We start from the raw sequence: 20,444 nt of genomic DNA on the forward strand, positions 1-20,444 counted from the left end.
TCACTGTCGCACTATCTTCAAAACCATTCAAGTGATACGTCACTGTATATGTTCCTGCTTTATCTGTGTTAACCGTTCCGCTGATTGTTCCACCCGCTGCTTTGAATTCTGCAAACGTTAATTCAGCTCCGGTTTTATCTGTTGCGTGTTTAAAGCTATCTTTTTCGCTCCATGTTTCACCTGCATAAAGTGTCACATTTTGTGCCGCAACACTTGTTTCGTTCTCTAAAACAGTCACTGTCGCACTATCTTCAAAACCATTCAAGTGATACGTCACTGTATATGTTCCTGCTTTATCTGTGTTCACATCGTGACTAACGGTGCCGCCCGCTGCCTTAAATTCTGCAAACGTGAGTTCAGTACCAGTTTTATCGGTTGCTAATTGAAAACTATCTGCTTCCGTCCATGATTCACCAACATAGAGAGTGACTGCCTGTGCTTTCACGGCTGTTTCATTCGCAAGTACAGTGACTGTTGCTGTTTCAGTTTTACCATTTAATAGATAATTAACCGTATACACACCAGTTACACTTGTATCGACATCGTGAGAAATTGTTCCACCCGCTGCCTTGAATTCTGCAAACGTTAATTCAGCTCCGGTTTTATCAGTCGCTGTCTTGAAACCATCGGCTTCATCCCATGATTCACCGACATGAATGGTTGCATCATTTGTCATAATACTGGTTTCATCCGCTTTAATCGTAACAGTTGCCGTTTCACTGTATTCCCACTCGCCTAACGCGTTTAAGATACCAATTTCAACCTGATGACTCCCTGGTTTTGATGTGTCGAGTTCTTGCGTTTGTTCTCCATTAATTGTGTAGTGGGTTACTTCAGCAGCGTTGACTGTTTCTCCATCTTTGTTGACCACGTATTTAAAAGGGGCATTACTATCAAACGTGTCACCAACATACAAGGTAACATCTTGTAATTCAACAGCTGTTTGGTCAGACTTAACTGTCACAGTAGCCGAATCACTGTATGTCCACTTACCACTCCCATCGAGTATGACAATTCTCACCTTATGAGTCCCAGGTTTAGATGTATCAAGTTCTTGAGTGACTTCCTCGTTGATGTAGTAAAAATCAACGTCTGCTGCTTTAACGGGTTGCCCCTCTTTATCGACCACATTTTTAAAAGGGGCGTTACTATCAAACGCTTGCCCTACATACAGTGACACATCTTGTAATTCAGTTTGTGTTTGATCCGTAATAACCGTTACATTGACCACTTCTTCAACTTCGTTCAGTGTGTAGGTAACTGGATAAACACCCGGAACGTCACGGTTCACGTTATGAGAGACAGTACCTCCGGCTGCAATAAAACCGTTATAATCAAGCTGATTGCCGGCTTTGTCGGTTGCAGCTGTAAAACTATCGGCTGCTACCCAATCACTGCCTTGGTAAATTGAGAGGTTAACGACATCAATTGTCGTTAAATCGTTAAGCACTGTTACTGTCGAGACTTTGGTTTCGTTATTCAACCCAAAAGTCACGGTGTAAGTCCCCGCCACACTTGTATCAACGGTAGAGTTCACCGTGCCACCGGCTGCGATAAACTGTTCATAAGTTAATGCTTCACCATCAGCATTGAGAGCACCATTAAACAATGTTTTTGGCTCAAATATTTCGTTTAAGTTCAGCTCATGTTCTTCGATAATATCAAGCGCTGTAAAATCTTGCATTGCAGTTACTTTTATTGAACCAAGCACTTTCATATTACGATTAATATTATAAGATGGCCCTTCGGTGTTCCAAACATAACCTTTTTGTAGAAACGCTGTCTTAATCATTAAATCTAAATTAATCGTGGTTACAGTATTAGCTGGCACAACCTTTAGTTGCGTGACTACGATATCCACTAATTCCCGACCATTCGTAGCAAATGAAACACTGTAATTTCCCGTTGCATCCACACCGCTACCACTGATGTATGACGGTGCTTCTGTAAACACAGTGTAAAAACCAATTTGAGCAACTGAACCATGCATGTAGTTGAAGTCCTTAATACCTGTATTAAAATAATCGACCGGTAGAATTGTTCCAACCGCATTATCCATTTCAACAGAAATATTATTTAATCTTTGTTCTAATTCCGTTTGAAAGGCTGGTGCGATGAGTTGATCATGTGTTTTTTCGGCTTCTTCTTGTGGATCTTGCCTCGTCTTAATTTCACCACTTGTTTCATCTGCATAAACTGGCACAGAAATGGCTGAGACACCTGTGGAATATACCATCACCCCAATAATTAGTTTCAGTGACAATTTGTTTAGTTTCACTTTCATTTCCTTGTCCTCCCTCTTTTATCTACTTATGTAGTAGCATAACTGAAATATTATATCAAAGGGGGCCATCCTTTTCCCATCGAAAGGAAATTCTCTGTTTTTTAAAACAACAGGGACATAAAATGACCCCTTCTTAACTCTTCCCTTAAACGATGAGCTTTAAACTTTCTCGTTTTTTTTTTATAAAAACAAGAAAACATCATTAGACTATAACGTAACTCACATTCTCTGAGGTTCATTGCCTTTCACTAACAAATCAAACAAGATCAAACGAAAAAAGATCCCATTCGAACATGCCAAATGGGATCTTTGAGACTAAATAAACTGCATTATCTTTCATATTCTATTACAGCGGCCTTGACTGCTGTGTTTCAATCTTCCGCACGTTTACCACGTGATAAGAAGAATGACAACACAAGTGCAAGTACTGTAATACCTGTTGCAACAACAAAGGTGTAGTTAATTCCGTCAAGCAATGCTTTTTGTGTAATTTGCGCTTTTAAGGCAGCCACTTGATCGGCATTCATCGCTGTGCCCGCAGCCATTGCTTTTTCTTTGGCTGCTGCCGCTAATTCAGTGGCACGGGTCGCAATGTGTTTGTTCATGATTGTGACTAGTAAGGCTGTTCCGATTGAACCGGCAACTTGTGAGGCGGTGTTATTAACAGCCGTTGCATGTGGGTTCAAACGTTGTGGCAATTGGTTTAAGCCGTTTGTCATAATTGGCATCATTACGAGTGACATACCAAACATCCGAATGGTATAAACAACAATAATGTACGTATAAGTTGAATCGACTTTTAATTGTGTTAAGAAGAAGGTTGCACCGGCTGTAATAAGCAGACCGATAACAGCTAAAATACGCGGTCCAAAACGGTCAAACATTCGACCAGTAATCGGTGACATAATCGCCATCACGACTGCTCCTGGTAACATCATTAACCCAGCGTCTAATGGCGTAATGCCACGAACGTTTTGCACGTATGCTGGTGTTAAAATCATACCGGCAAACATTGCCATCGATAAAATCATTGAAATGGCTGATCCTAAGGCAAACATTGGGTATTTGTAGACGCGCATTTCGAGCATTGGTTCTTTCATCCGTAATTGACGGAGGATGAATAACGTAACACCAACCGCACCGATGGCAATCATTCCGTAAACAAGTGGTGATGACCAACCTTTATCGCCGGCAGTACTAAAGCCGTATAATAAGCCACCAAAACCGACGGTCGATAACACGAGTGATAAGTAATCGAGTTTGACTTTACGTGTTTCTAACACATTGTCTAATTTCCAAATACTTAACAATAAACTAATGACTGCAAATGGCACGATCATTTCGAACAACATGCGCCAGTCATGGTTTTGGATAATCCAACCTGATAAAGTCGGTCCAATTGCTGGTGCTACGAACATAACGAGTCCAAACACACCCATAGCAGCGCCACGTTTTTCAATTGGAAAACTCTTAAGTAAGACGTTCATTAAAATCGGTGACATGACTGATGCCCCAGCAGCTTGCACCATTCGGCCGGTTAATAGAATACCGAAGTTTGGTGACATAGCTGCTAATACAGTACCGACTGTGAAAATTGATAACGCCGTAATATAAAGTGTACGTGTTTTAAAACGGGTAATAAAAAAGGCTGAAGCTGGAATTAAAATTCCACTCACAAGCATATACCCTGTTGAAATCCATTGTACTGTTGAGTAACTAATATCAAAGTCTTTCATAATTGTTGGTAAAGCGATATTGAGTAATGTGTTATTGAGGAAGGCGACGAATGCCCCAATAAACAAGATTATCAGCATGCCCATTGGTGCTTTTTGTACAACTGTCTGTTTTGTCATTATGCGAATCTCCTTATCATTTCTTTTACTATGCTAGAACTATTCTATACCAACAGTCCAATTTTAGCAATCTTTTTTTTATAATCGAATTTAAAACGTTGCTATTATGAGATTTAGACGATAGAATAATGGTATACATTTTATAAAAAGGAGCTATTATGAACCTTCGTAAAACACAAATTACTAACGCTGCCCGTGACTTATTTATTGAAAAAGGCTTTACCGATACGTCGATGGCTGATATTATTGCGGCCGCTAAAATTTCAAAAGGGACCTTTTATAACCACTTCAGCTCAAAAAGCGAGTGTTTAATCGCAATTTTAGAAGAAAGCCGAGTTGAAGCAAGTCTTTTGCGTCATGAGCTAGCGATAGGTACCGCTGCGAATGACATGGAGGTCTTGGCAAAACAAATCGGTGTTGTCATCCGTCTTAACCGTAAGAACAATTTAATCCGTATTTTTGAGTCGATTAACCATTCGAATGATAAAGAAATTCAACGAATGCTTAATTTACATCATTTATCAGAGGTTGATTGGTTGGCGGCACGTATTGTTGAAGTGTATGGCCCTGCAATTATTCCGGCCAGTTATGAAGCTGCCGTGCTCACGTACGGGATGATTCATCATGTCCTTAAACTGGTGGTTTCGTCCGGTTTTAAACCAGCGCATCCCGAAAATATCGTTAAAAATGCCTTAAAACATCTCGAAGCGATTATCCCGCAATTAATAGGCTCACAAACGTTGACAATTTCAGATGATTTACTAGAGAACATCCGTTGTTCGATTCATTATCAGGCAGTGACTCGCGTCTCTTTAATTGAAGAATTCAAGCTGTTTATCGCCGCTTTACCTGCTACAACACCGCTTGAAGGACTTGAGTACGCAACCTTCCTGAATGAACAGATTGCCAGTGAGACCCCGAAAAAACACTTGATTCAAACGGTATTACCGGCCTTTCATCAGGCTTTTGCGCAAACTGACTGCTCAACCGCGGCTAAAATGTTGGCAATGCACGTTTGGCAATACCTCAAAGCCGATTAGCTTTTATGTTCGACAAAAAAGCATCAAAACAATCAGTCTCATGATTGTTTTGATGCTTTTTATTTACTTCACTTTGTTGGCGGTAACCGCCTGTGCTTTTTTAAGTTGGTTATCATTTGCTGCCAACTTATCTTGTAGCGCTGCAATTAAGGCCGTGCTTGTTTTCGCATCAACCTCACCGGTTTGCGTTAACTTATGGTCAGCTTGAAAGGCTTTGACTGCAGTAACAGTTGCATCATCAAAACTGCCCTTTGTTTGACTTAAGTTGGCATCAAAGACATTAAGAATTGCTTGGATGCTTTTCACAGCGTTTGAAACATCACCACTCTTATATGTTTTTGTAATATCATACAATGAAATGTTACCATAGGCTGGTGCATCAACCTTAACATCTGGCTTGATGCCTTTTTTGTTAATCCAGTTTCCATCAGGTGTGAGCCATTTGGCAGTCGTTAATTTCACTTCTGACTGATCGTCGAGTTCTCCTGCCGTTTGCATCACACCTTTACCGTAGGTGGTGTTTCCCACAAGGGTTGCACCGGCTGACTCTTTTAATGCGCCTGCTAATATTTCAGACGCACTGGCACTGCCGTCATCCGTTAAGACTGTTACAGGAACAGTTACCTTATACCCATCGGATGCTGAAGAATCCGCGTTGTATACTTGTTGTTGTCCTGCACGATTTTCAATTTTAACAACCGCTTTGCCATCTTCGATAAAGAGACTTGCAATGTCAATCGCTTGATCGAGTAAGCCACCCGGGTTTTGCCGAACATCAACGACGAGCCCCTTCATCCCTTGTTTATCTAGTTTCTTAAGCCCCGCTAACACTTCTTCATGTGTGTGTGTCGAAAAACTGCTAATACGGAGATGACCAATTTTATTAGCAAGCAGCGCTGTATCGACTGTTTCAATCGGAATGGTGTCACGAGTAACACTCACTTTACGGGTATCCGCTTCACCTGGTCGTTGAATCGTTAAGATGATACTCGTGCCTTTTTCACCACGGATTTTATTGGTGGCTTCCGTTAATGTTTTGCCTTGAATTGATTTACCATCGACTTCTAAAATTTGATCGTTTGGTTTCAAGCCTGCTTTTTCGGCTGGTGAACCCCCAATCGGTGAAACAACCGTCAACGTTTTATTGGTCATCTGAACTTCGACTCCGATACCTTCAAATGAAGATGAAATATCATCATTAAAGCTCTTTGTTTCGGCTTGATTAAAGTAAGTTGAATAAGGATCCTCCAACGACTCGAGCATGCCTGAAATTGCTCCGTCAATTAGTTTTTGCGAATCAACTTTTTTATAATAGTTATCGCTAATATTCGTGTACACTTCATCTATTTTTGAAAACGACGAGGATTGCTCGGCCGTTTTACTTTGGACTTTAACAAAGGTGACCGCTGCGACGGCGGTAATGAGCACACCAACGATAAACAAACTGATTAAGGCGATCACCAATGAGCGTTTGCGCATTACAACCATTTTCGATTGTGGTTTTTCTTGCTGTGGGTCTGTTTGTTCGGGTTCATTGTTAGTCATGACTATCACTGCTCCTAGCTAAAATATAATATAAACGGCAACATTATGCTAAAAAAGCGTTGCTACCGTTCGTTGCATCAAGTATTCCTTGAGTGATTGCCATCACGTAAATCGTTATTTAGATGTGTTCTTTGGACGCTCTTTTTTAGGTGTGAATCCGAAGACTGACCAAACTAAAAAGGAGATGAGGGCAAAATAACCCCAGCTGAATTTGTCTTGGTATTGGGCAATTACGTAATAGAGCACCATAAACACGAGGGTTTGTAACAGTACGCGTGGTGAAATCAAGTTTTTAATTTCAAAATTAATCTTCATTTTAATCTTCCTTTCGCACGTCAATTGGCTTCACTTCTTTATTAGTATACCAGTCGGAGTAAGGCTTGACAATCGCTTACATTCAGCCATGCTGTTTTTATGAACGGTTGTCACATAACGTTAAAACGTTTCTTTAGTGTTGCCTCTAATTTACGTTATAATAGAATGAACAACATCATTCTCATAAGAAAGAGGGATATTATGAACGCAACGATTGAACAGTTATTGCAACATCGCAGTATTCGTCAATTCAAGGCAACACCACTTAGTTCTGCCGAAACGGATTGTCTCCTACAGGTGGCACAACATGGGGCTACCAGTAGTTTCATGCAGTCGTATTCGATTATTCACGTGAGCGATCCGGCAAAAAAAGCAGCCTTAGCAGCAATTGGAAAACAACCTTACATTGCCGACGCAGCGATGCTACTCGTATTTGTGGCTGATCATCACCGCAACGCCCAAATCGCAAGTGAAAAAGGTAAGTCGACTGCCATTATCGGCTCGATGGACTACTTCTTATTCGCGACGGCTGATGCAATGATTGCCGCCCAAACAACCACTGTCGCAGCCGAGAGTCTCGACTTAGGGACGGTTTTTTTAGGTAGCCTGAACAACGATGCACAAGCGGTGATTGATTTACTCGAGTTACCGGCCCACACCTTCCCTGTTGTTGGTTTAGCCATTGGTCACCCAGACCAAGCGCCACAATTAAAACCGCGTTTACCACGCAATCAAGTTGTATTCGAAAATAGCTACGTGCAGCAGGCTAACCTGGTGACGCAATTAAGCGACTACGATGAGGCGGTGCATCAGTATTATGATTTAAGGGCAGCCAATCAACGGGTCGACCATTTCACTACCCAGATTGCAGGTGCGATGGACCGTCGCTTCGAAAAACGTCATGAACTGCTTGCAATTGCCCAAAAGCAAGGTTTTCTCCAGTATTAACGTACTGAGAGCGAAACACCGTCAGCGACCACTGCAAAAGGTCCCGACGGTGTTTTTTAGTGTTTACAGTTGTTGTCGTTTAAACAGTAGCAGTGCCGATGCGATGAACAAGACAATCAGACCGGTTGTGGATAAAGTGTATTGAGCTTAAATGAGCCTGCGAGCATCTTACTCGCATTATCGGTTAAACAGAGCGGCAGATACTTCGCTAATTTATCGAACGAAGCTAACAGCGATAAACTAAAACAACATCACATCCACAAAACTGCCATAGCTACTCCGTAACCATGCGCTGACCATCATCATTAAGGCGATTAGGAGCATGCCATACAAGCTAACAGCCCCAAAACTGAGCGACTCATTCGCATAGGTATCCGTCGGAAAGTAATAGCGTAAGAAAAGCCGGTTAATCCCAAAGGCTAAGAGTAAGGCCACTTCAAAATAGGCAACCATACCAGCGTCTTTTGCAAGGATGACCACTTCCCTCGACAAGCCCTTTGTCACTAAGTTAACTAAGGTGTCGTGCTTGTATTCGCGAGTGAGCGTTGTTCCTAAAATGAGCGCCAGTGAAAAAATCCCAATAAAATAGAGATTTTGCAAAAAGAGATCATAGGCATCGAGTGCTCCCAGCGGTGGTAAATCCACCGCCACGCCTGCTTCTTCACTGACCGACCATTCGGTCAGTTTGAGTACACCCACACCTAAACAACCGCAGAAGCCAAACAGACCGAGTAGGAGCCAGATGTATTTTGTACGAATCGGTTCTAATAATTCTTTGACTAGAAACGGCCAAAAGACGTTCATTGCACCACCTCCATGAAGATATCTTCGAGTGTTGGTGTCGCAATCGTCAAGGCCGGCATGAACTGAGGATGGCCATGCAACCAGGCTATGACACGGGGGTAGCCGCTCGTAATTGTGGCAACGTTAAGACTCACCTGTTCTGATTGCTGTGTCACCACACACCAGTCAGATGCGTCTAGAGCCTCGGCGCAGTCTTTAGCGTTAGTTGTGTTCGTAAAGTTTAGCACGATTACTTGCGTCTGATAGCGTTCGTATATCGTGCTCAAACGATTGGACAGCGTAATCGCCCCGTTATTAAGCATGATGATACTATCACAGACCTGTTCGGCATCACTGAGCAAATGGGTCGACATCACGATAGTCATCTCCTCTTTTAGCGAGGTTAACAATTCATGCACCTCCTTACGACCTTGGGGATCTAACGCTGAGGTCGGTTCATCACAGAGCAGTAATTTCGGCCGATTGATTAGCGCTTGTGCAATCCCGAGTCGTTGTTTCATTCCCCGCGAATAGCTCCGAATTTTTTGCTGACCAACCTGCGCGAGTCCGACCTGTTGCAGTAAACGCTCACATAAGTCCTCCTGTTGTTGGCGTGGCACCTGTGCGATCGCAGCACAGAGCTTCAGATAGGAGGTGGCGGTCATATACGGATAAAATGACGGCACATCAGGTAAATACCCCACCGTTTGCGACCTGTTCGTCTGACCGTAAATGACCCGTTCACCAGCGACATAAATCGCACCTTCTTCGATGGGTAACAGACCTAAAATCAGTTTGAAAGTGGTCGTCTTCCCTGCCCCGTTAGCACCAATAAAACCATGGATGCCAGAGCTCGGCACTGTGAACGACAGTTTTTTTTAACAGTTGTTTTTGTTTAAACCCCTTACTAACCTCCTCCAAACACAACATCAGTAGTCCCCTTCATCTCTTGCATTCTTTGCACGACGATTGACACCAAAAATGAAATAAAGAATGGGACCAATGATTTGTATGAGGAGGATAATGAGAAGCCAGCCCCATTTTGGGAGAAAGCGACTGTTTGGCTGTTTCGATGCATGAATAAGAACAAAAGTGAGTAAGGCTAAATTAATCATCGTATAGTACAGCGGATATTTCATAATAAGGTTATACATACATGTCACTCCTGTTCACAAGTTGCGTAATTAGAACTAGCTTAGCGAAAAAACATATTAAAGACATAAAATAGCACTAAACGGACTATACCTATTTATTTTCAGTCAGTTAAATGTTACTATGAGAAGGTTGTTATATTTCACTAAAGGAGATTTGAAATGAAAAGTATTGAAAAGAAACACAGCGTGATGGATCCATCAGCAATCGGCCTCTTTAGCCTTGCGATTGTGACACTCGTTGCCTCTTCACAAAAATTAGAATGGACTGAAAATAATGCAGGAATGATTGCGTGGGCATTAATTCTTGGTGGACTTGGACAAGTCATTGCTGGTATTTATGATGCAAAAATCAACAATGTCTTCGGTGCAACTGCCTTTTTTGCTTACGGGTTATTCTGGCTTGGCACTGGTTTCACTTGGATGATTCAAGCAGGCGTCTTTGGTCAAAATTTAGCAGCCGACTTTGATGCGAAACAGATCGGTTTTGCGTTTATCGGCTACCTTGTCTTTACCTTATTTATGACAATTGGCGCTTTAGAGACGAATAAACTGCTCTTTTTCATCTTCTTCGTCATCAATTTCTTATACCTTGGCTTAGCTTTATCGACGCTTGGTATAATGCCTGAACTATTTCATCAACTGGCAGCCTGGGCTGAATTCACCGTGTCAATCTTATCATTATATGGCTGTGGTGCTGCTGTTTTAAACGCTCACTTCGGCTTTACCTTTTTACCAATCGGTAAAAAATTTAATATCATCAAACAAACAGAGCAATAAGTTAACTGTACTACAGCTCGCTCTTACTAACGTTTAAATGGTATGATTGTTTAAATTCAAAGTATTAAGAAGTAACTAAAATACAACAAGCAACTAAAACCTGAAGCGCCCCCCAAAAGTTAGACCCAAAAGCTAACATTTGGAGGGCGCTATTTTCATGCCCCAAAATACGTTGACTCTGAATTAAAAGCGTAAAAAAGTGACTTGATGAACAAGGAAGCACAGCACTAGCAAATAACGATGAATTAAACAAGAGCAACAGCTACTAAGATGGCTTATACATAGCAACAATTCAGTGAGGAAGGTCTAGTTAGAACGCATTCATCAAAAAACATGCTGTTCAATTCAGGCGAGATGCAATAACGTTATATCAAACGAATGAAAGGCTCGATCGTGACTTTGGCATAGGGTCGCCTGCTTGGTCCAATTCATGAGCTGATTTAATCGCCTTGTTTCTTTCAGTGCTGTTTGCCTCGTTAAACTAAAGTTGAACAAAAAAAGAGATGACATCAGTCATCTCTTGCGTGTCTTCCTAGTATTATCTTGCTTTCAAATACCAACAGTAACCTTTGACAGAATAACGATAATTTGAACCTCTCATGACTGAAGCCACGAGACGCTTAGAACAGAGCATACTTGCAAGCGGATTTCTTTGCTCACAGCGGTTTCTCTGGTTTACTCAGCTATCTCCTTCGGTTCTATGTCAACACTTGTAAGCTTAGAGCTTCTGTCAAACTATTTTTATGAGCGTCGCTTTATCATTTGTAATCCGCTCACCACGCTGGCACTCATCACTAGCAGCGTTACAACAAAGATACCGATTCGCTTAATTGCGATGCTGTTACCTAGTATCAGATCAACACCCGCGGTCGCTAAATGCAACGGATTATACTTGTCAATCACAGGAAACAACCCGACTACCAACAGTAAACCGAAAAATAGCCCTACACCGATTAGGCTGGCATAGGCCTGTTTAAAACAGGCACCAAATGTAACTAAAAGTGTAAGTAGTAACACACCAAACAGCCACATCATCAAGAGACTTAAACCGACATGCACCAACGCGGCTGTTTCGAAATAATAAGCGGTATAAAACAGATGACCAGTCACTGCCACTAGGTAGGCAATCGACCATAATACGAACACAATGGCATACTTGGCAAGCAGCGCTGCTTGTTTCGTTAAGCCTTTTGTGAGTAAGTTAAGCAAGGTGCCCTGTTCATACTCTTTTGTCAGACTAGTGCTAAACATCAGCAAGAACAGAATGAGACCCATTTGACCCATATTATTAAAAAACTGTGCATAGCTATCACTCGCACTAGGTTCCGGTAACGTAATCACCATGCCTTCCGTCGCGACGCTTTTTAAAATTTCGGGCGTGATGAGAGCCATGAGTGGACCCATTAAGCCGAGGATAAAAAAAAACAATCAGGACGATTAATGTGCGTTTTGTGCGCCACTGCTCCAGCCATTCTTTTTTGAAAAACACCTTAAACCCTCTCATTGTATCACCTCCAAATAAATCTGCTCGAGCTGTGGTTCAACCCGACTAATATCGGGTTGGAGTCCGACTGTTATTAACAGTTGCAACAGCAACGGATACACTTGATCATAAGCGCTCACATTCACTTCAAGTGTCGTTCCCACCTGTTTAATGTTTTTAGCCCAAGCACAGGTAGCCAAAGATTGCCTTAAAGTAGCAACCGCTTCGTCGGTGTGACAGGCGAGTAACACGGCTTCGGTTTCGTAGTTGGCATATAAGTCGGGCAACGTTCCCGCATACACAATCGTGCCTTGGTGCATCATCATCACACTGTCGCAAATTGCCGCGGCATCTTGCAATAAATGCGTGGATAAGACGATGGCCATCTCTCGTTTCAATTCAGTCAATAAGGCGAGCACCTCGTGTCGTCCTTTAGGATCAAGTGCGGAGGTGGGTTCATCACAGATGAGTAGTTGCGGTCGTGTCACAAGCGCTTGGGCTATGCCTAAACGTTGTTTCATCCCACGCGAAAACCCTTGAATTCGCTGGGTTGCCTGTTTCTCCAAGCCGACTTTTTTCAAGAGTGTCTGTGTGGTTTGGTTTCGTTCAGCGGGTGATTGACCCGCGAGTTCACCACAGAGCAGTAAATATTCAGCGGCCGTCAGATAACCGTAAAATTGTGGCACATCCGGCAAATAACCGATGGAAGGGGTCATCGCATTCTGATGCGGTTTTACCCGTTCTCCATTAAAGGTAATCGTCCCTTCATCTGGCGCAAGCAGCCCTAACAGCAACTTCATCGTTGTCGTTTTACCCGCGCCATTGGCTCCAATTAACCCATGAATCCCTGTGGTTGGAATGGTGAACGTTACGTTTGATAGAACTGTCTTTGTTTTAAAACACTTGCTTAAGCCCACAACTTCTAACATGAGCCACCTTCTTTTTTACCGATTAAGAAGTACACAATCGGACCGATGAAATTGATGAAAACAATCACCACTACCCAAGCCCATTTTGGCAACCCACGAACAGCTGGTTGCTTATACAAATGCACTAAGGCACTCACCATCAAGACGAGTTGGGCGATAAAAAACGGAATTAACAGTGCTTGATATTGCATTAAGAGAGCCATTATTTATTCCTCCACTTTCTGTTTTAATTGGGAAATCAACTGCTGATAATCAGCACGGTGTGCAAGCGTATCGAACGGTGACTGCAGGACCGTCTCGAGTAAACTCGCCTTAATCACGGCGGAATCACGAGGAACCTGTGTCCCTAAATCCAAGGTTGTCAACCAGTCGCTAATACCATCAAAAAAGTCATTCCCTTGTAGTTCCAAAGGAAAATGCATGGTTTCGACCAGTGCCACGTATTTTTGCAGTGCCGCTAACGCGTCGTCGGTCGCTTCAAGACGAACGTACGATTGGGCAGCTGTTACATAGATTGGCAGCATAATGGCAGGATGCATCTCGTTCAGTCCGAATGTGGCGCTCACCGCTTCAACGGTCGTCACTGTTCGCTTCACTTTAGCACGGTCGCTTGCAGCTAATGTTAGCATGGTTGGCACAAGGCCAATAAAATTGAGGATGTACTGATAGGCACTTACTTGTATCGTTTCGTAGGCTTCCTCGGTCTGACCTAAACGCAATTGGGCATTCGCCTTGATAATTTCGACCGGTAAAATCAGACGATGATTCGGTTTAATAAGCGCTAAGGCTGTTGCGGGTTCACCTAAAGCCATCGCACAATAGCTTAACATCATTTCAGTTTGTTGTAAGAGTGCTACCTCTGTCGTATGCTTTTCAACGCGTTCGAATAACTGCTGTGCTTGCATAATCATCTGCTGTTGCTCAGTAGGTTCGCTTGCCAACGGCGCATGATTGACGATTAAAATGCCGAGTTGGAGCAACAACGGCATACAACCGTAATAGTTGCTAATCGTTTGTTGCACAGCAGCCATCACCTGCTGTAATGGTTCTGTGGCAAACTGGCGGCAATAGGTACGATAGAGCGTTTGAATCTCGACTTGGCTCAGTTGTGGGTCAAATCCAAGCAAGGCATCAATTGTGACACCAAAATAATTGGCTAATGTTGGTAATAATGTTATATCGGGAAGGGATTGACCGGTTTCCCATTTGGAAACGGCTCCTTTTGTGACTGCCATCGCAGCAGCCAACTGCCCCTGTGATAGTCCCTGTTTTTTACGATGCGTTTTAATGATTGTTCCGCAGCGAAATTGCTCCATCACACTCACCTCCTTCTTTAATTATAAGGGAAGGTGACGGAATATCAAACGAGTTGAAGTATACTAAGTAGATAAAAGTATCCTTCGAGTATATTTTGTCACCGATTTGTCAGTTGAATCTCACTCATCCTGTCTCTGCTTCGAATTCAACTGTACGTTGTTATTTATCAACCGGACGTTGTGTAACTATCGAAACACTTGTCACCCTTCGCTAGCAAAAAACAGCACTGACGACTCGAACGAACTCGAGTTGACAGTGCTGTTTAGTTTGTGGCTGTTCGAAACGGTTTCAGCCGCTTTTGTTAAAATTCGACGGCTGTATCTAACGCGATTTTCATCATATCGACAAAGGTTGTTTGGCGTTCTTCAGAGGTTGTGTCCTCGTCTAGGAAGATGTGGTCGCTGACGGTCAGGATTGCTAAGGCACGGCAATTGTACTGGGCAGCTAACGTATAAAGTGCTGCCGCTTCCATTTCAATGCCAAGAACTCCATAATCAGCTAATTGTTGTTTATCCAATTGTGCGTTGTAAAAACGATCAGCCGAGAAAATATTACCCACACGGACGTTTAAGCCGGCTTCCTTCGCTTTTTGGTAGGAAGTGTACAGTAAGTCAAAGTCGGCGACTGGCGCAAAGTCAACGCCACGTGAGAACGTGTTACGATTGATTTGTGAATCAGTCGATGCCGCTTGTGCTAACACAACGTCACGGACATGTACATCGGTTGATAGGGCACCCATCGTACCGACACGAATTAAGTTTTTAACGCCATATTCCATCATTAACTCATTCGCATAGATTGAAATTGATGGAATCCCCATGCCTGATCCTTGAACAGATACACGTTTACCCTTGTATGTGCCGGTATAACCAAACATATTACGCACGCTATTGTATTGCACAACATCTTCTAAAAATGTGTCGGCAATGTATTTGGCACGTAACGGATCTCCTGGTAATAAAACTGTTTCAGCAATTTCACCTTGTTTTGCTTCGATATGAATACTCATCTGTATAACCTCCAAAGTTTAGTTGTTGTAGCTCAAAGCTACTTGTTTTTATGTTCATCTAAAATGTATTGGTCCCAAATTTCATCAAACAAGCTCAGTGACTCGATGTAATCAACCTCTGTTTCGAGGTAGTCACTGACGTTGTGGTAATTTTTTTCTTGCTTCGGAAAAGCGTGATCGCGAAAGGCTGCATTAGCAAACTCGGTTGCAGCGTCTTTTTTAATTGGATCTCGATAAGTCATTAAATAATGATAAAATGTGCGTGCCATCTCTTACTCCTATCTTTACTCACTCAAAAACGCTTGTTTATAAGCGGAATAACCTTTTTGTTCTAACTCGTCAAACGGAATAAACTGTAAGGCTGCCCCATTAATACAGTAGCGTAAACCACCAGCTGCCTGCGGACCATCAGGAAAAACATGGCCTAAATGCGAATCAGCTGTATGCGAACGCACTTCGACACGACGCATACCTAAACTATCATCCATTTTTTCAGTCACCTCAGCCTTGTTGATTGGTTGAGTGAAACTTGGCCACCCACACCCCGCATCATATTGATGTAAGGTTGAAAAAAGTGGCTCGCCTGAGACGATATCGACATAAATACCAGGCGTTTTCACCTGATTGTAGTCATGTGTAAACGGTCGTTCGGTGCCTGCATTCTGTGTCACTTCACGTTGTAAGGGTGTTAACTGTTGGAGACGTTGTGCTTTTTGTTGTTCATCCATTATTAACCCTCCCAGTTTTGTTGAATAAAGGCGACGCGTCCACTGCCAATATGTGATTGTTGATAGCGAACCGGATTCTTTTTATGGAAATCTTGATGATAATCTTCGGCAGCATAAAAGGGTTCAGCTGGTAAGATTGCCGTTACAATCTCTTTCTTAAAACGGCGACTTGCTTGTAAGGCCACTTTTGACTGCTCAGCCGCAAGCTGTTGTTGCTCTGAATGGAAGAAAATCGCTGGACGGTAGCTATCGCCTCGGTCAGCAAATTGGCCCATTGCATCGGTTGGATCAGTTTGTTGCCAATATACTTCGAGTAGCTGTTCGTATGAAAACAGCGTTGGATCAAACGTTATTTGTACCGCTTCGGTATGTCCTGTTGTTTGTGAACAGACTTGCTCGTAGGTTGGGTTAACCACATGGCCCCCTGTATAACCCGAAACGACTTGTTCAATCCCTGGTTGGTTTTCAAATGGTTCAACCATGCACCAAAAACACCCGCCAGCAAATGTTGCAACTTCTAATTGTGCTCCCATCCCTTATTCCCCCTTAATTTGTTGGTAGTAATAATGTTATTGTAATCCGCTCAGCTTCAAATGCAAACGAATCGATTGCTAAACGCGGAAATGTCTTCGATTCAATTTCATCCAAGGCGAGGTAAACTTGTTTTTTAGCCCCTTGCACGTGAATCCACTCCGGAAAATCAAAGTTTTTACTGACAGCATTCATCACAAGACTTACGGGCAGTTTTACCTTACCTAATTCCATGCCTTCTTGATGAAGGATAACATTTCCTGCCTCGTCTAGTTCTGGTTTAAAGGTTAAGGTCACATTGATGGCCTGTTTTAAAAATTCAAAATTAGTCTTAAAATAAACATAACCATCTGCAGCTGTCACCTGATACTTCGAGCTGTCCTTTGTATTGGCACTCAAGTAGCCTGCAATCACCTTATTTAAATCCGCTGGTGAAAAGTACATTGTTACCTTTGGTGTACTCGTGGGTAACGCTGCTTTTTCGGGTGTGTATGCCGAATCATCTGTTAATTGCACCGCAATCACGATCCAAGGAATAATCATAACCGTAATCAGAATAAAGCTGAAAATTTTCCAACCATTTGTTTTTTTACTGCGTTTAGTTGTTCGTGCCATTGTCATTCCGCCCTTATTGTTCTTTTATTTTAGCATAGAGTTTCTTTGCCATCAGTGCATAGCCTGCATCATTCGGATGGAACTGATCCGCGGTTGATATATAATCAGCCCCAGCTGCCTTAAATTCCTTCGCTACTGGTACAAATGTGACGTTCTTTTGCTTGCTAATTGTTGTTAACGCTGCATTCCAGCTGTCTAAAATAGCATTGGCTTCAGCATTATCACCTAAAATTTGGGTGAAGGGATTGTAAATGCCTAACACATAAATTTGGGCTGTTGGATTTTTTTTACGAATCGTCGCGATGATGTCGCTCACCTGTGTTTCGTACGTCTTTAACGCACCATCAAAACTATCAGTCGTTGTACGCAATAATGATTTTTTGACGACTCCCATCAAATCATTCCCACCTGCAGTAATTGTGACAATGTCAGCTTTTTTTATATCTTTTTGCAATTGTTTATCTTCGTGTAAACGACCGTTAATTTGCGTAGATGTATTACCAGTAACACCATAATTAATAGCAGTTACTGTCTCAATATCAGCTTCGGCCGCTAATTTAGCTTCTATCCGCGCTAAATAATTATGACCTTCCGTCGCACCGACACCAAAGGTCAGTGAATCACCTAAGCCGATAATGGTAAGCTTTTGCGGTTGTGGCAATATTTCATCCTTTAAAAGGTAAAATGCGCCTGCTAATAAGGCGATAATGATGATGATTAAACTCACTACTTTGACACGCTTCTTCATTACTTAGCTCCTATTCCGTACAATACATCACAGCAAAAGCACCCGCGCCGGCATGACTCGCAATAATCGGGTCAGCAAAGTATTGGGGAATTGCTTTAATTTGTGGTTTGATTGATTGAATTGTTTTGCTAACTGCAACACTTAACTCTTCATTCATCGCATGCATCATGTCACAGTACTTAACCGCTGCGGGTACTTCTTTAAAGTGATTTTCGAAAAACTTATGTATTTGTTTTTCACTGCGGACTTTCGCTTTGGCTTCAAGACCATCTTCCGTTAATTCCGCAATCAGCTTAATCGACAGCAAGTGACCAATCGCTGATGTCATTTTACCGATACGACCACCTTTTGCAAGGTTATCTAAATTGAGGACGACGATAAACAAACGTGTATGTTCACCAATAAAGGTAATGCGGTTAATAATCGCCTCTTTTGTTGCGCCTTGTTGGGCTAATTCGGCTGCTTCGAGCACTTGAAAAGCTAATCCACGGGCAATAAACTGTGAATCAATCACGGTTATGTCACCGTCGACCATCTCAGCTGCCTGGCGGAAGGTATCGACTGTGCCACTTAGGTTTTTCGTCAACGAAATCGCAATGACTTCCGAGCCATCCGCTGTTAGTTGTTCAAACGTTTCAACCATCGTCCCAATAGCGGGCTGTGATGTTTGCGGCAATACTTTTGAGGCCTCCATTGTTTTGATGAATTTCGCATAGTCTGCTTCATTTGTTGGTAACCACGCTTCGTCGTTCAAACGGACGGTTAACGGTAAGACAGTTATATTAAATTTTTTTATTTCATCCTCTGATAATCCTGCAGTTGAATCGGTTACAATTTTAATGTTGGGCATAATTTGCCTCCTTCTAAATAATAGTTTAATTATAGCTTGTTTGAGCTGAAATTAACACCTAAATCCTTTATGTCCGTAAGGAATACTAACTTCCACTACTTTTAACTAAAGAAATGATTGTTTACTTAGTGCAAAAAAAAAGAAAACGGTCTCATTTCCGGCTAACAGAACGAACATTCAACCAACAGTAGGTATGTCTTATTTTTTGTGATTGCCTACTCTTGTTAAATTATACTAAACCTCACTTGTCATAGGCAATCTAAATTGCCAAATATTTTTATAAAAAAACACTATGTTTCGATATGATTTTTGGTAGAATGGATAGGCATACGTCAAAAAGCCATTAACCTAAAGGATAATGGCTGATGGAACTGGAGGAACGAAAGTGACATCAGCTCGTTCAACTTCGCAGATATTGGAATGTAAAAGAAGAGCGACTATTTTCCGTTGCTAACTTTTACATGAAATATCCCAGAAGTTAGCTGATGGAACTGGAGGAACGAAAGTGACATCAGCTCGTTCAACTTCGCAGATATTGGAATGTAAAAGAAGAGCGACTATTCTCCGTCGCCATCATTTTGCTGAAAGGTGAAAGCTTCTGGTTGATGGAACTAGAAAAGGGAACAACGTTTCTATTCAGTCTGCTCGGATTGCAGATATATTATCAGAAAATTTGCAGCACCTTTGTAAAATATAATACTAAACCAGCAACAATAGCCGGTGATATAATACTTCCGCTCCAAAAGCGAAAAGCACTCGTTTTATCTTTAACGATTTTTTCATTTTCTTGCAGAATAAACGCCTTTAAATTTGTTTGTACTCGCATCGCTTCTATTTGAATCTTTTGCTCGAGTGTCTCCATTTTTTGCTCCAGCATGCTCATTCTTTGCTCTAATTCACTCATTCTTTGTTCCAATATCGTCATTCTTCGCTCTAATTTACTTATTCTTTGTTCTAAAATCGTCATTTTTCGCTCTAATTCCTCAAATTTCTTCTCTACGGTCACTTCGTTTACTTTTATTTTTGTATCAAAATGCGCTTTTATTTCTTCAATTTGTAGTTGCGTAACCATCTCCATCAACTCTCCACCTCCAAATCCCCATTATTTTCGGCATCGTTTGATTATTAATTACAACCTATCTTACATTTATCCTTATATAGCACAAGTATATAACACCTCGACAACTATTTACAATAGATAATAGCGTAAAGTCCAAAAAACACCCCTCTTTCATGCACTACACATTCCGGTTGAATTTCATCAGGCAGTTCCGTGATTATTGCCCTCATAGATTGAGCTGCTTTCGATGTATCTTATGAAAGTAACTAGCAGTCGATTAGTTCCCCTGCTCCTATTCACCAGATACAGACTCACTTTTCAGTTAGTTGAACGTTAACAATCAATCACAGCTTCTATTCTCGCAGCTTGACTTCGGCTCTAAACTTCTTATCGAGATATTTATCGATTAAATATAATAAACATATTTCACTTTCGCTAAAACGATGATATGCTTTAATTAAGGTTGTCTCATTTT

At 41.9% G+C, this 20,444-nt stretch carries 22 protein-coding genes; 3 read left to right on the plus strand and 19 right to left on the minus strand.

All coding sequences use genetic code 11. The features are described 5' to 3' along the window. On the minus strand, window positions 1-2,284 hold a 2,284-nt coding region (locus BCAMP_RS09950), incomplete at its 3' end, for a bacterial Ig-like domain-containing protein (protein ID WP_035315332.1). 371 nt (window positions 2,285-2,655) lie between these two features. Continuing rightward, window positions 2,656-4,137 (minus strand): DHA2 family efflux MFS transporter permease subunit, encoded by a 1,482-nt coding sequence (locus BCAMP_RS09955; RefSeq protein WP_035315334.1) that lies wholly within the window; start codon window positions 4,135-4,137, stop codon window positions 2,656-2,658. Window positions 4,138-4,295: 158 nt separating this feature from the next. On the opposite strand from BCAMP_RS09955, the gene BCAMP_RS09960 reads away from it, so the two are divergent. After that, window positions 4,296-5,177, plus strand: a complete 882-nt coding sequence (locus tag BCAMP_RS09960) for a TetR/AcrR family transcriptional regulator (protein ID WP_035315336.1) — start codon at window positions 4,296-4,298, stop codon at window positions 5,175-5,177. Between the two features lie 63 nt (window positions 5,178-5,240). Here the strand turns inward: BCAMP_RS09960 and BCAMP_RS09965 are convergent, their stop codons facing one another. Both BCAMP_RS09965 and BCAMP_RS09970 read right to left on the minus strand, forming a co-directional pair. Beyond that, window positions 5,241-6,722: a S41 family peptidase gene (locus BCAMP_RS09965; RefSeq protein ID WP_035315338.1), complete on the minus strand. Its 1,482-nt coding sequence runs from the start codon at window positions 6,720-6,722 to the stop codon at window positions 5,241-5,243. A gap of 114 nt (window positions 6,723-6,836) precedes the next feature. Then, on the minus strand, window positions 6,837-7,037 hold the full coding sequence (locus BCAMP_RS09970) for a hypothetical protein (protein WP_035315340.1): 201 nt from the start codon (window positions 7,035-7,037) through the stop codon (window positions 6,837-6,839). Window positions 7,038-7,238: 201 nt separating this feature from the next. Between BCAMP_RS09970 and BCAMP_RS09975 the strand changes: the two genes are divergently transcribed. Next, window positions 7,239-7,985, plus strand: a complete 747-nt coding sequence (locus tag BCAMP_RS09975) for an NADPH-dependent oxidoreductase (RefSeq protein WP_035315342.1) — start codon at window positions 7,239-7,241, stop codon at window positions 7,983-7,985. A 240-nt stretch (window positions 7,986-8,225) separates the two neighbouring features. On the opposite strand, the gene BCAMP_RS09980 is transcribed toward BCAMP_RS09975, so the two are convergent. The 3 genes from BCAMP_RS09980 to BCAMP_RS09990 form a co-directional block, all read right to left on the minus strand. Continuing rightward, a complete protein-coding gene (locus tag BCAMP_RS09980; RefSeq protein ID WP_035315344.1) occupies window positions 8,226-8,789 on the minus strand; it encodes an ABC transporter permease subunit in 564 nt (187 codons plus the stop codon). Continuing rightward, window positions 8,786-9,628 carry an ABC transporter ATP-binding protein gene (locus tag BCAMP_RS09985; RefSeq protein ID WP_051457034.1) on the minus strand — a complete coding sequence of 281 codons (843 nt, stop codon included), beginning with the start codon at window positions 9,626-9,628 and terminating at the stop codon, window positions 8,786-8,788. The genes BCAMP_RS09980 and BCAMP_RS09985 overlap by 4 nt, the downstream gene beginning before the upstream one ends. Before the next feature lie 69 nt (window positions 9,629-9,697). Further along, complete coding sequence (locus tag BCAMP_RS09990; RefSeq protein ID WP_035315346.1) at window positions 9,698-9,922, minus strand: PLDc N-terminal domain-containing protein; 225 nt, start codon at window positions 9,920-9,922, stop codon at window positions 9,698-9,700. Window positions 9,923-10,081: 159 nt separating this feature from the next. Between BCAMP_RS09990 and BCAMP_RS09995 the strand changes: the two genes are divergently transcribed. After that, on the plus strand, window positions 10,082-10,699 hold the full coding sequence (locus BCAMP_RS09995; protein WP_035315348.1) for an acetate uptake transporter: 618 nt from the start codon (window positions 10,082-10,084) through the stop codon (window positions 10,697-10,699). Window positions 10,700-11,440: 741 nt separating this feature from the next. Here BCAMP_RS09995 and BCAMP_RS10000 read toward each other — a convergent pair. The 12 genes from BCAMP_RS10000 to BCAMP_RS10055 all read right to left on the minus strand — a co-directional run bounded on the left by BCAMP_RS10000 (window position 11,441) and on the right by BCAMP_RS10055 (window position 19,990). Further along, window positions 11,441-12,091, minus strand: coding sequence for an ABC transporter permease subunit (locus BCAMP_RS10000; RefSeq protein WP_156921217.1), 651 nt, complete (start codon window positions 12,089-12,091; stop codon window positions 11,441-11,443). A gap of 108 nt (window positions 12,092-12,199) precedes the next feature. Next, window positions 12,200-13,111 carry an ABC transporter ATP-binding protein gene (locus tag BCAMP_RS10005; RefSeq protein WP_035315350.1) on the minus strand — a complete coding sequence of 304 codons (912 nt, stop codon included), beginning with the start codon at window positions 13,109-13,111 and terminating at the stop codon, window positions 12,200-12,202. Then, complete coding sequence (locus BCAMP_RS10010; RefSeq protein ID WP_051457036.1) at window positions 13,105-13,314, minus strand: PLD nuclease N-terminal domain-containing protein; 210 nt, start codon at window positions 13,312-13,314, stop codon at window positions 13,105-13,107. The genes BCAMP_RS10005 and BCAMP_RS10010 overlap by 7 nt, the downstream gene beginning before the upstream one ends. 3 nt (window positions 13,315-13,317) lie before the next feature. Then, window positions 13,318-14,427, minus strand: a complete 1,110-nt coding sequence (locus BCAMP_RS10015; protein WP_035315352.1) for a helix-turn-helix domain-containing protein — start codon at window positions 14,425-14,427, stop codon at window positions 13,318-13,320. 302 nt (window positions 14,428-14,729) lie between these two features. After that, window positions 14,730-15,437, minus strand: a complete 708-nt coding sequence (deoD, locus tag BCAMP_RS10020; protein WP_035315354.1) for a purine-nucleoside phosphorylase — start codon at window positions 15,435-15,437, stop codon at window positions 14,730-14,732. Window positions 15,438-15,475: 38 nt separating this feature from the next. After that, a complete protein-coding gene (locus tag BCAMP_RS10025) occupies window positions 15,476-15,706 on the minus strand; it encodes a YozE family protein (protein ID WP_035315355.1) in 231 nt (76 codons plus the stop codon). A gap of 15 nt (window positions 15,707-15,721) precedes the next feature. Continuing rightward, window positions 15,722-16,165 (minus strand): peptide-methionine (R)-S-oxide reductase MsrB, encoded by a 444-nt coding sequence (msrB, locus tag BCAMP_RS14475; protein ID WP_035315357.1) that lies wholly within the window; start codon window positions 16,163-16,165, stop codon window positions 15,722-15,724. A gap of 2 nt (window positions 16,166-16,167) precedes the next feature. After that, on the minus strand, window positions 16,168-16,698 hold the full coding sequence (gene msrA, locus BCAMP_RS14480) for a peptide-methionine (S)-S-oxide reductase MsrA (RefSeq protein WP_035315359.1): 531 nt from the start codon (window positions 16,696-16,698) through the stop codon (window positions 16,168-16,170). 13 nt (window positions 16,699-16,711) lie between these two features. After that, window positions 16,712-17,311, minus strand: coding sequence for a YpmS family protein (locus BCAMP_RS10040; RefSeq protein WP_035315361.1), 600 nt, complete (start codon window positions 17,309-17,311; stop codon window positions 16,712-16,714). Window positions 17,312-17,324: 13 nt separating this feature from the next. After that, a complete protein-coding gene (locus BCAMP_RS10045; RefSeq protein WP_035315362.1) occupies window positions 17,325-18,059 on the minus strand; it encodes a GDSL-type esterase/lipase family protein in 735 nt (244 codons plus the stop codon). A gap of 10 nt (window positions 18,060-18,069) precedes the next feature. Further along, window positions 18,070-18,909 carry a DegV family protein gene (locus tag BCAMP_RS10050; RefSeq protein WP_035315364.1) on the minus strand — a complete coding sequence of 280 codons (840 nt, stop codon included), beginning with the start codon at window positions 18,907-18,909 and terminating at the stop codon, window positions 18,070-18,072. A gap of 664 nt (window positions 18,910-19,573) precedes the next feature. After that, window positions 19,574-19,990, minus strand: coding sequence for a hypothetical protein (locus BCAMP_RS10055; RefSeq protein ID WP_156921218.1), 417 nt, complete (start codon window positions 19,988-19,990; stop codon window positions 19,574-19,576). Window positions 19,991-20,444 lie beyond the last annotated feature (454 nt).

Origin of the sequence: Brochothrix campestris FSL F6-1037 (genome assembly GCF_000525915.1) — a bacterium.
In the GTDB taxonomy this organism is placed as follows: domain Bacteria; phylum Bacillota; class Bacilli; order Lactobacillales; family Listeriaceae; genus Brochothrix; species Brochothrix campestris.

What these genes read in the sequence shown, in the direction of transcription:
- BCAMP_RS09960 (WP_035315336.1), top strand. Translation starts at nt 4,296, where the DNA reads ATGAACCTTCGTAAAACACAAATTACTAACGCTGCCCGTGACTTATTT.
- BCAMP_RS09980 (WP_035315344.1), bottom strand. Translation starts at nt 8,789, where the DNA reads ATGAACGTCTTTTGGCCGTTTCTAGTCAAAGAATTATTAGAACCGATT.
- BCAMP_RS10015 (WP_035315352.1), bottom strand. Translation starts at nt 14,427, where the DNA reads ATGGAGCAATTTCGCTGCGGAACAATCATTAAAACGCATCGTAAAAAA.
- BCAMP_RS10050 (WP_035315364.1), bottom strand. Translation starts at nt 18,909, where the DNA reads ATGCCCAACATTAAAATTGTAACCGATTCAACTGCAGGATTATCAGAG.
- BCAMP_RS10025 (WP_035315355.1), bottom strand. Translation starts at nt 15,706, where the DNA reads ATGGCACGCACATTTTATCATTATTTAATGACTTATCGAGATCCAATT.
- msrB (WP_035315357.1), bottom strand. Translation starts at nt 16,165, where the DNA reads ATGGATGAACAACAAAAAGCACAACGTCTCCAACAGTTAACACCCTTA.
- BCAMP_RS09965 (WP_035315338.1), bottom strand. Translation starts at nt 6,722, where the DNA reads ATGACTAACAATGAACCCGAACAAACAGACCCACAGCAAGAAAAACCA.
- BCAMP_RS09990 (WP_035315346.1), bottom strand. Translation starts at nt 9,922, where the DNA reads ATGTATAACCTTATTATGAAATATCCGCTGTACTATACGATGATTAAT.
- BCAMP_RS09955 (WP_035315334.1), bottom strand. Translation starts at nt 4,137, where the DNA reads ATGACAAAACAGACAGTTGTACAAAAAGCACCAATGGGCATGCTGATA.
- deoD (WP_035315354.1), bottom strand. Translation starts at nt 15,437, where the DNA reads ATGAGTATTCATATCGAAGCAAAACAAGGTGAAATTGCTGAAACAGTT.
- BCAMP_RS09970 (WP_035315340.1), bottom strand. Translation starts at nt 7,037, where the DNA reads ATGAAGATTAATTTTGAAATTAAAAACTTGATTTCACCACGCGTACTG.
- BCAMP_RS10045 (WP_035315362.1), bottom strand. Translation starts at nt 18,059, where the DNA reads ATGAAGAAGCGTGTCAAAGTAGTGAGTTTAATCATCATCATTATCGCC.
- msrA (WP_035315359.1), bottom strand. Translation starts at nt 16,698, where the DNA reads ATGGGAGCACAATTAGAAGTTGCAACATTTGCTGGCGGGTGTTTTTGG.
- BCAMP_RS09995 (WP_035315348.1), top strand. Translation starts at nt 10,082, where the DNA reads ATGAAAAGTATTGAAAAGAAACACAGCGTGATGGATCCATCAGCAATC.
- BCAMP_RS10010 (WP_051457036.1), bottom strand. Translation starts at nt 13,314, where the DNA reads ATGGCTCTCTTAATGCAATATCAAGCACTGTTAATTCCGTTTTTTATC.
- BCAMP_RS10000 (WP_156921217.1), bottom strand. Translation starts at nt 12,091, where the DNA reads ATGGCTCTCATCACGCCCGAAATTTTAAAAAGCGTCGCGACGGAAGGC.
- BCAMP_RS10005 (WP_035315350.1), bottom strand. Translation starts at nt 13,111, where the DNA reads ATGTTAGAAGTTGTGGGCTTAAGCAAGTGTTTTAAAACAAAGACAGTT.
- BCAMP_RS10040 (WP_035315361.1), bottom strand. Translation starts at nt 17,311, where the DNA reads ATGGCACGAACAACTAAACGCAGTAAAAAAACAAATGGTTGGAAAATT.
- BCAMP_RS09975 (WP_035315342.1), top strand. Translation starts at nt 7,239, where the DNA reads ATGAACGCAACGATTGAACAGTTATTGCAACATCGCAGTATTCGTCAA.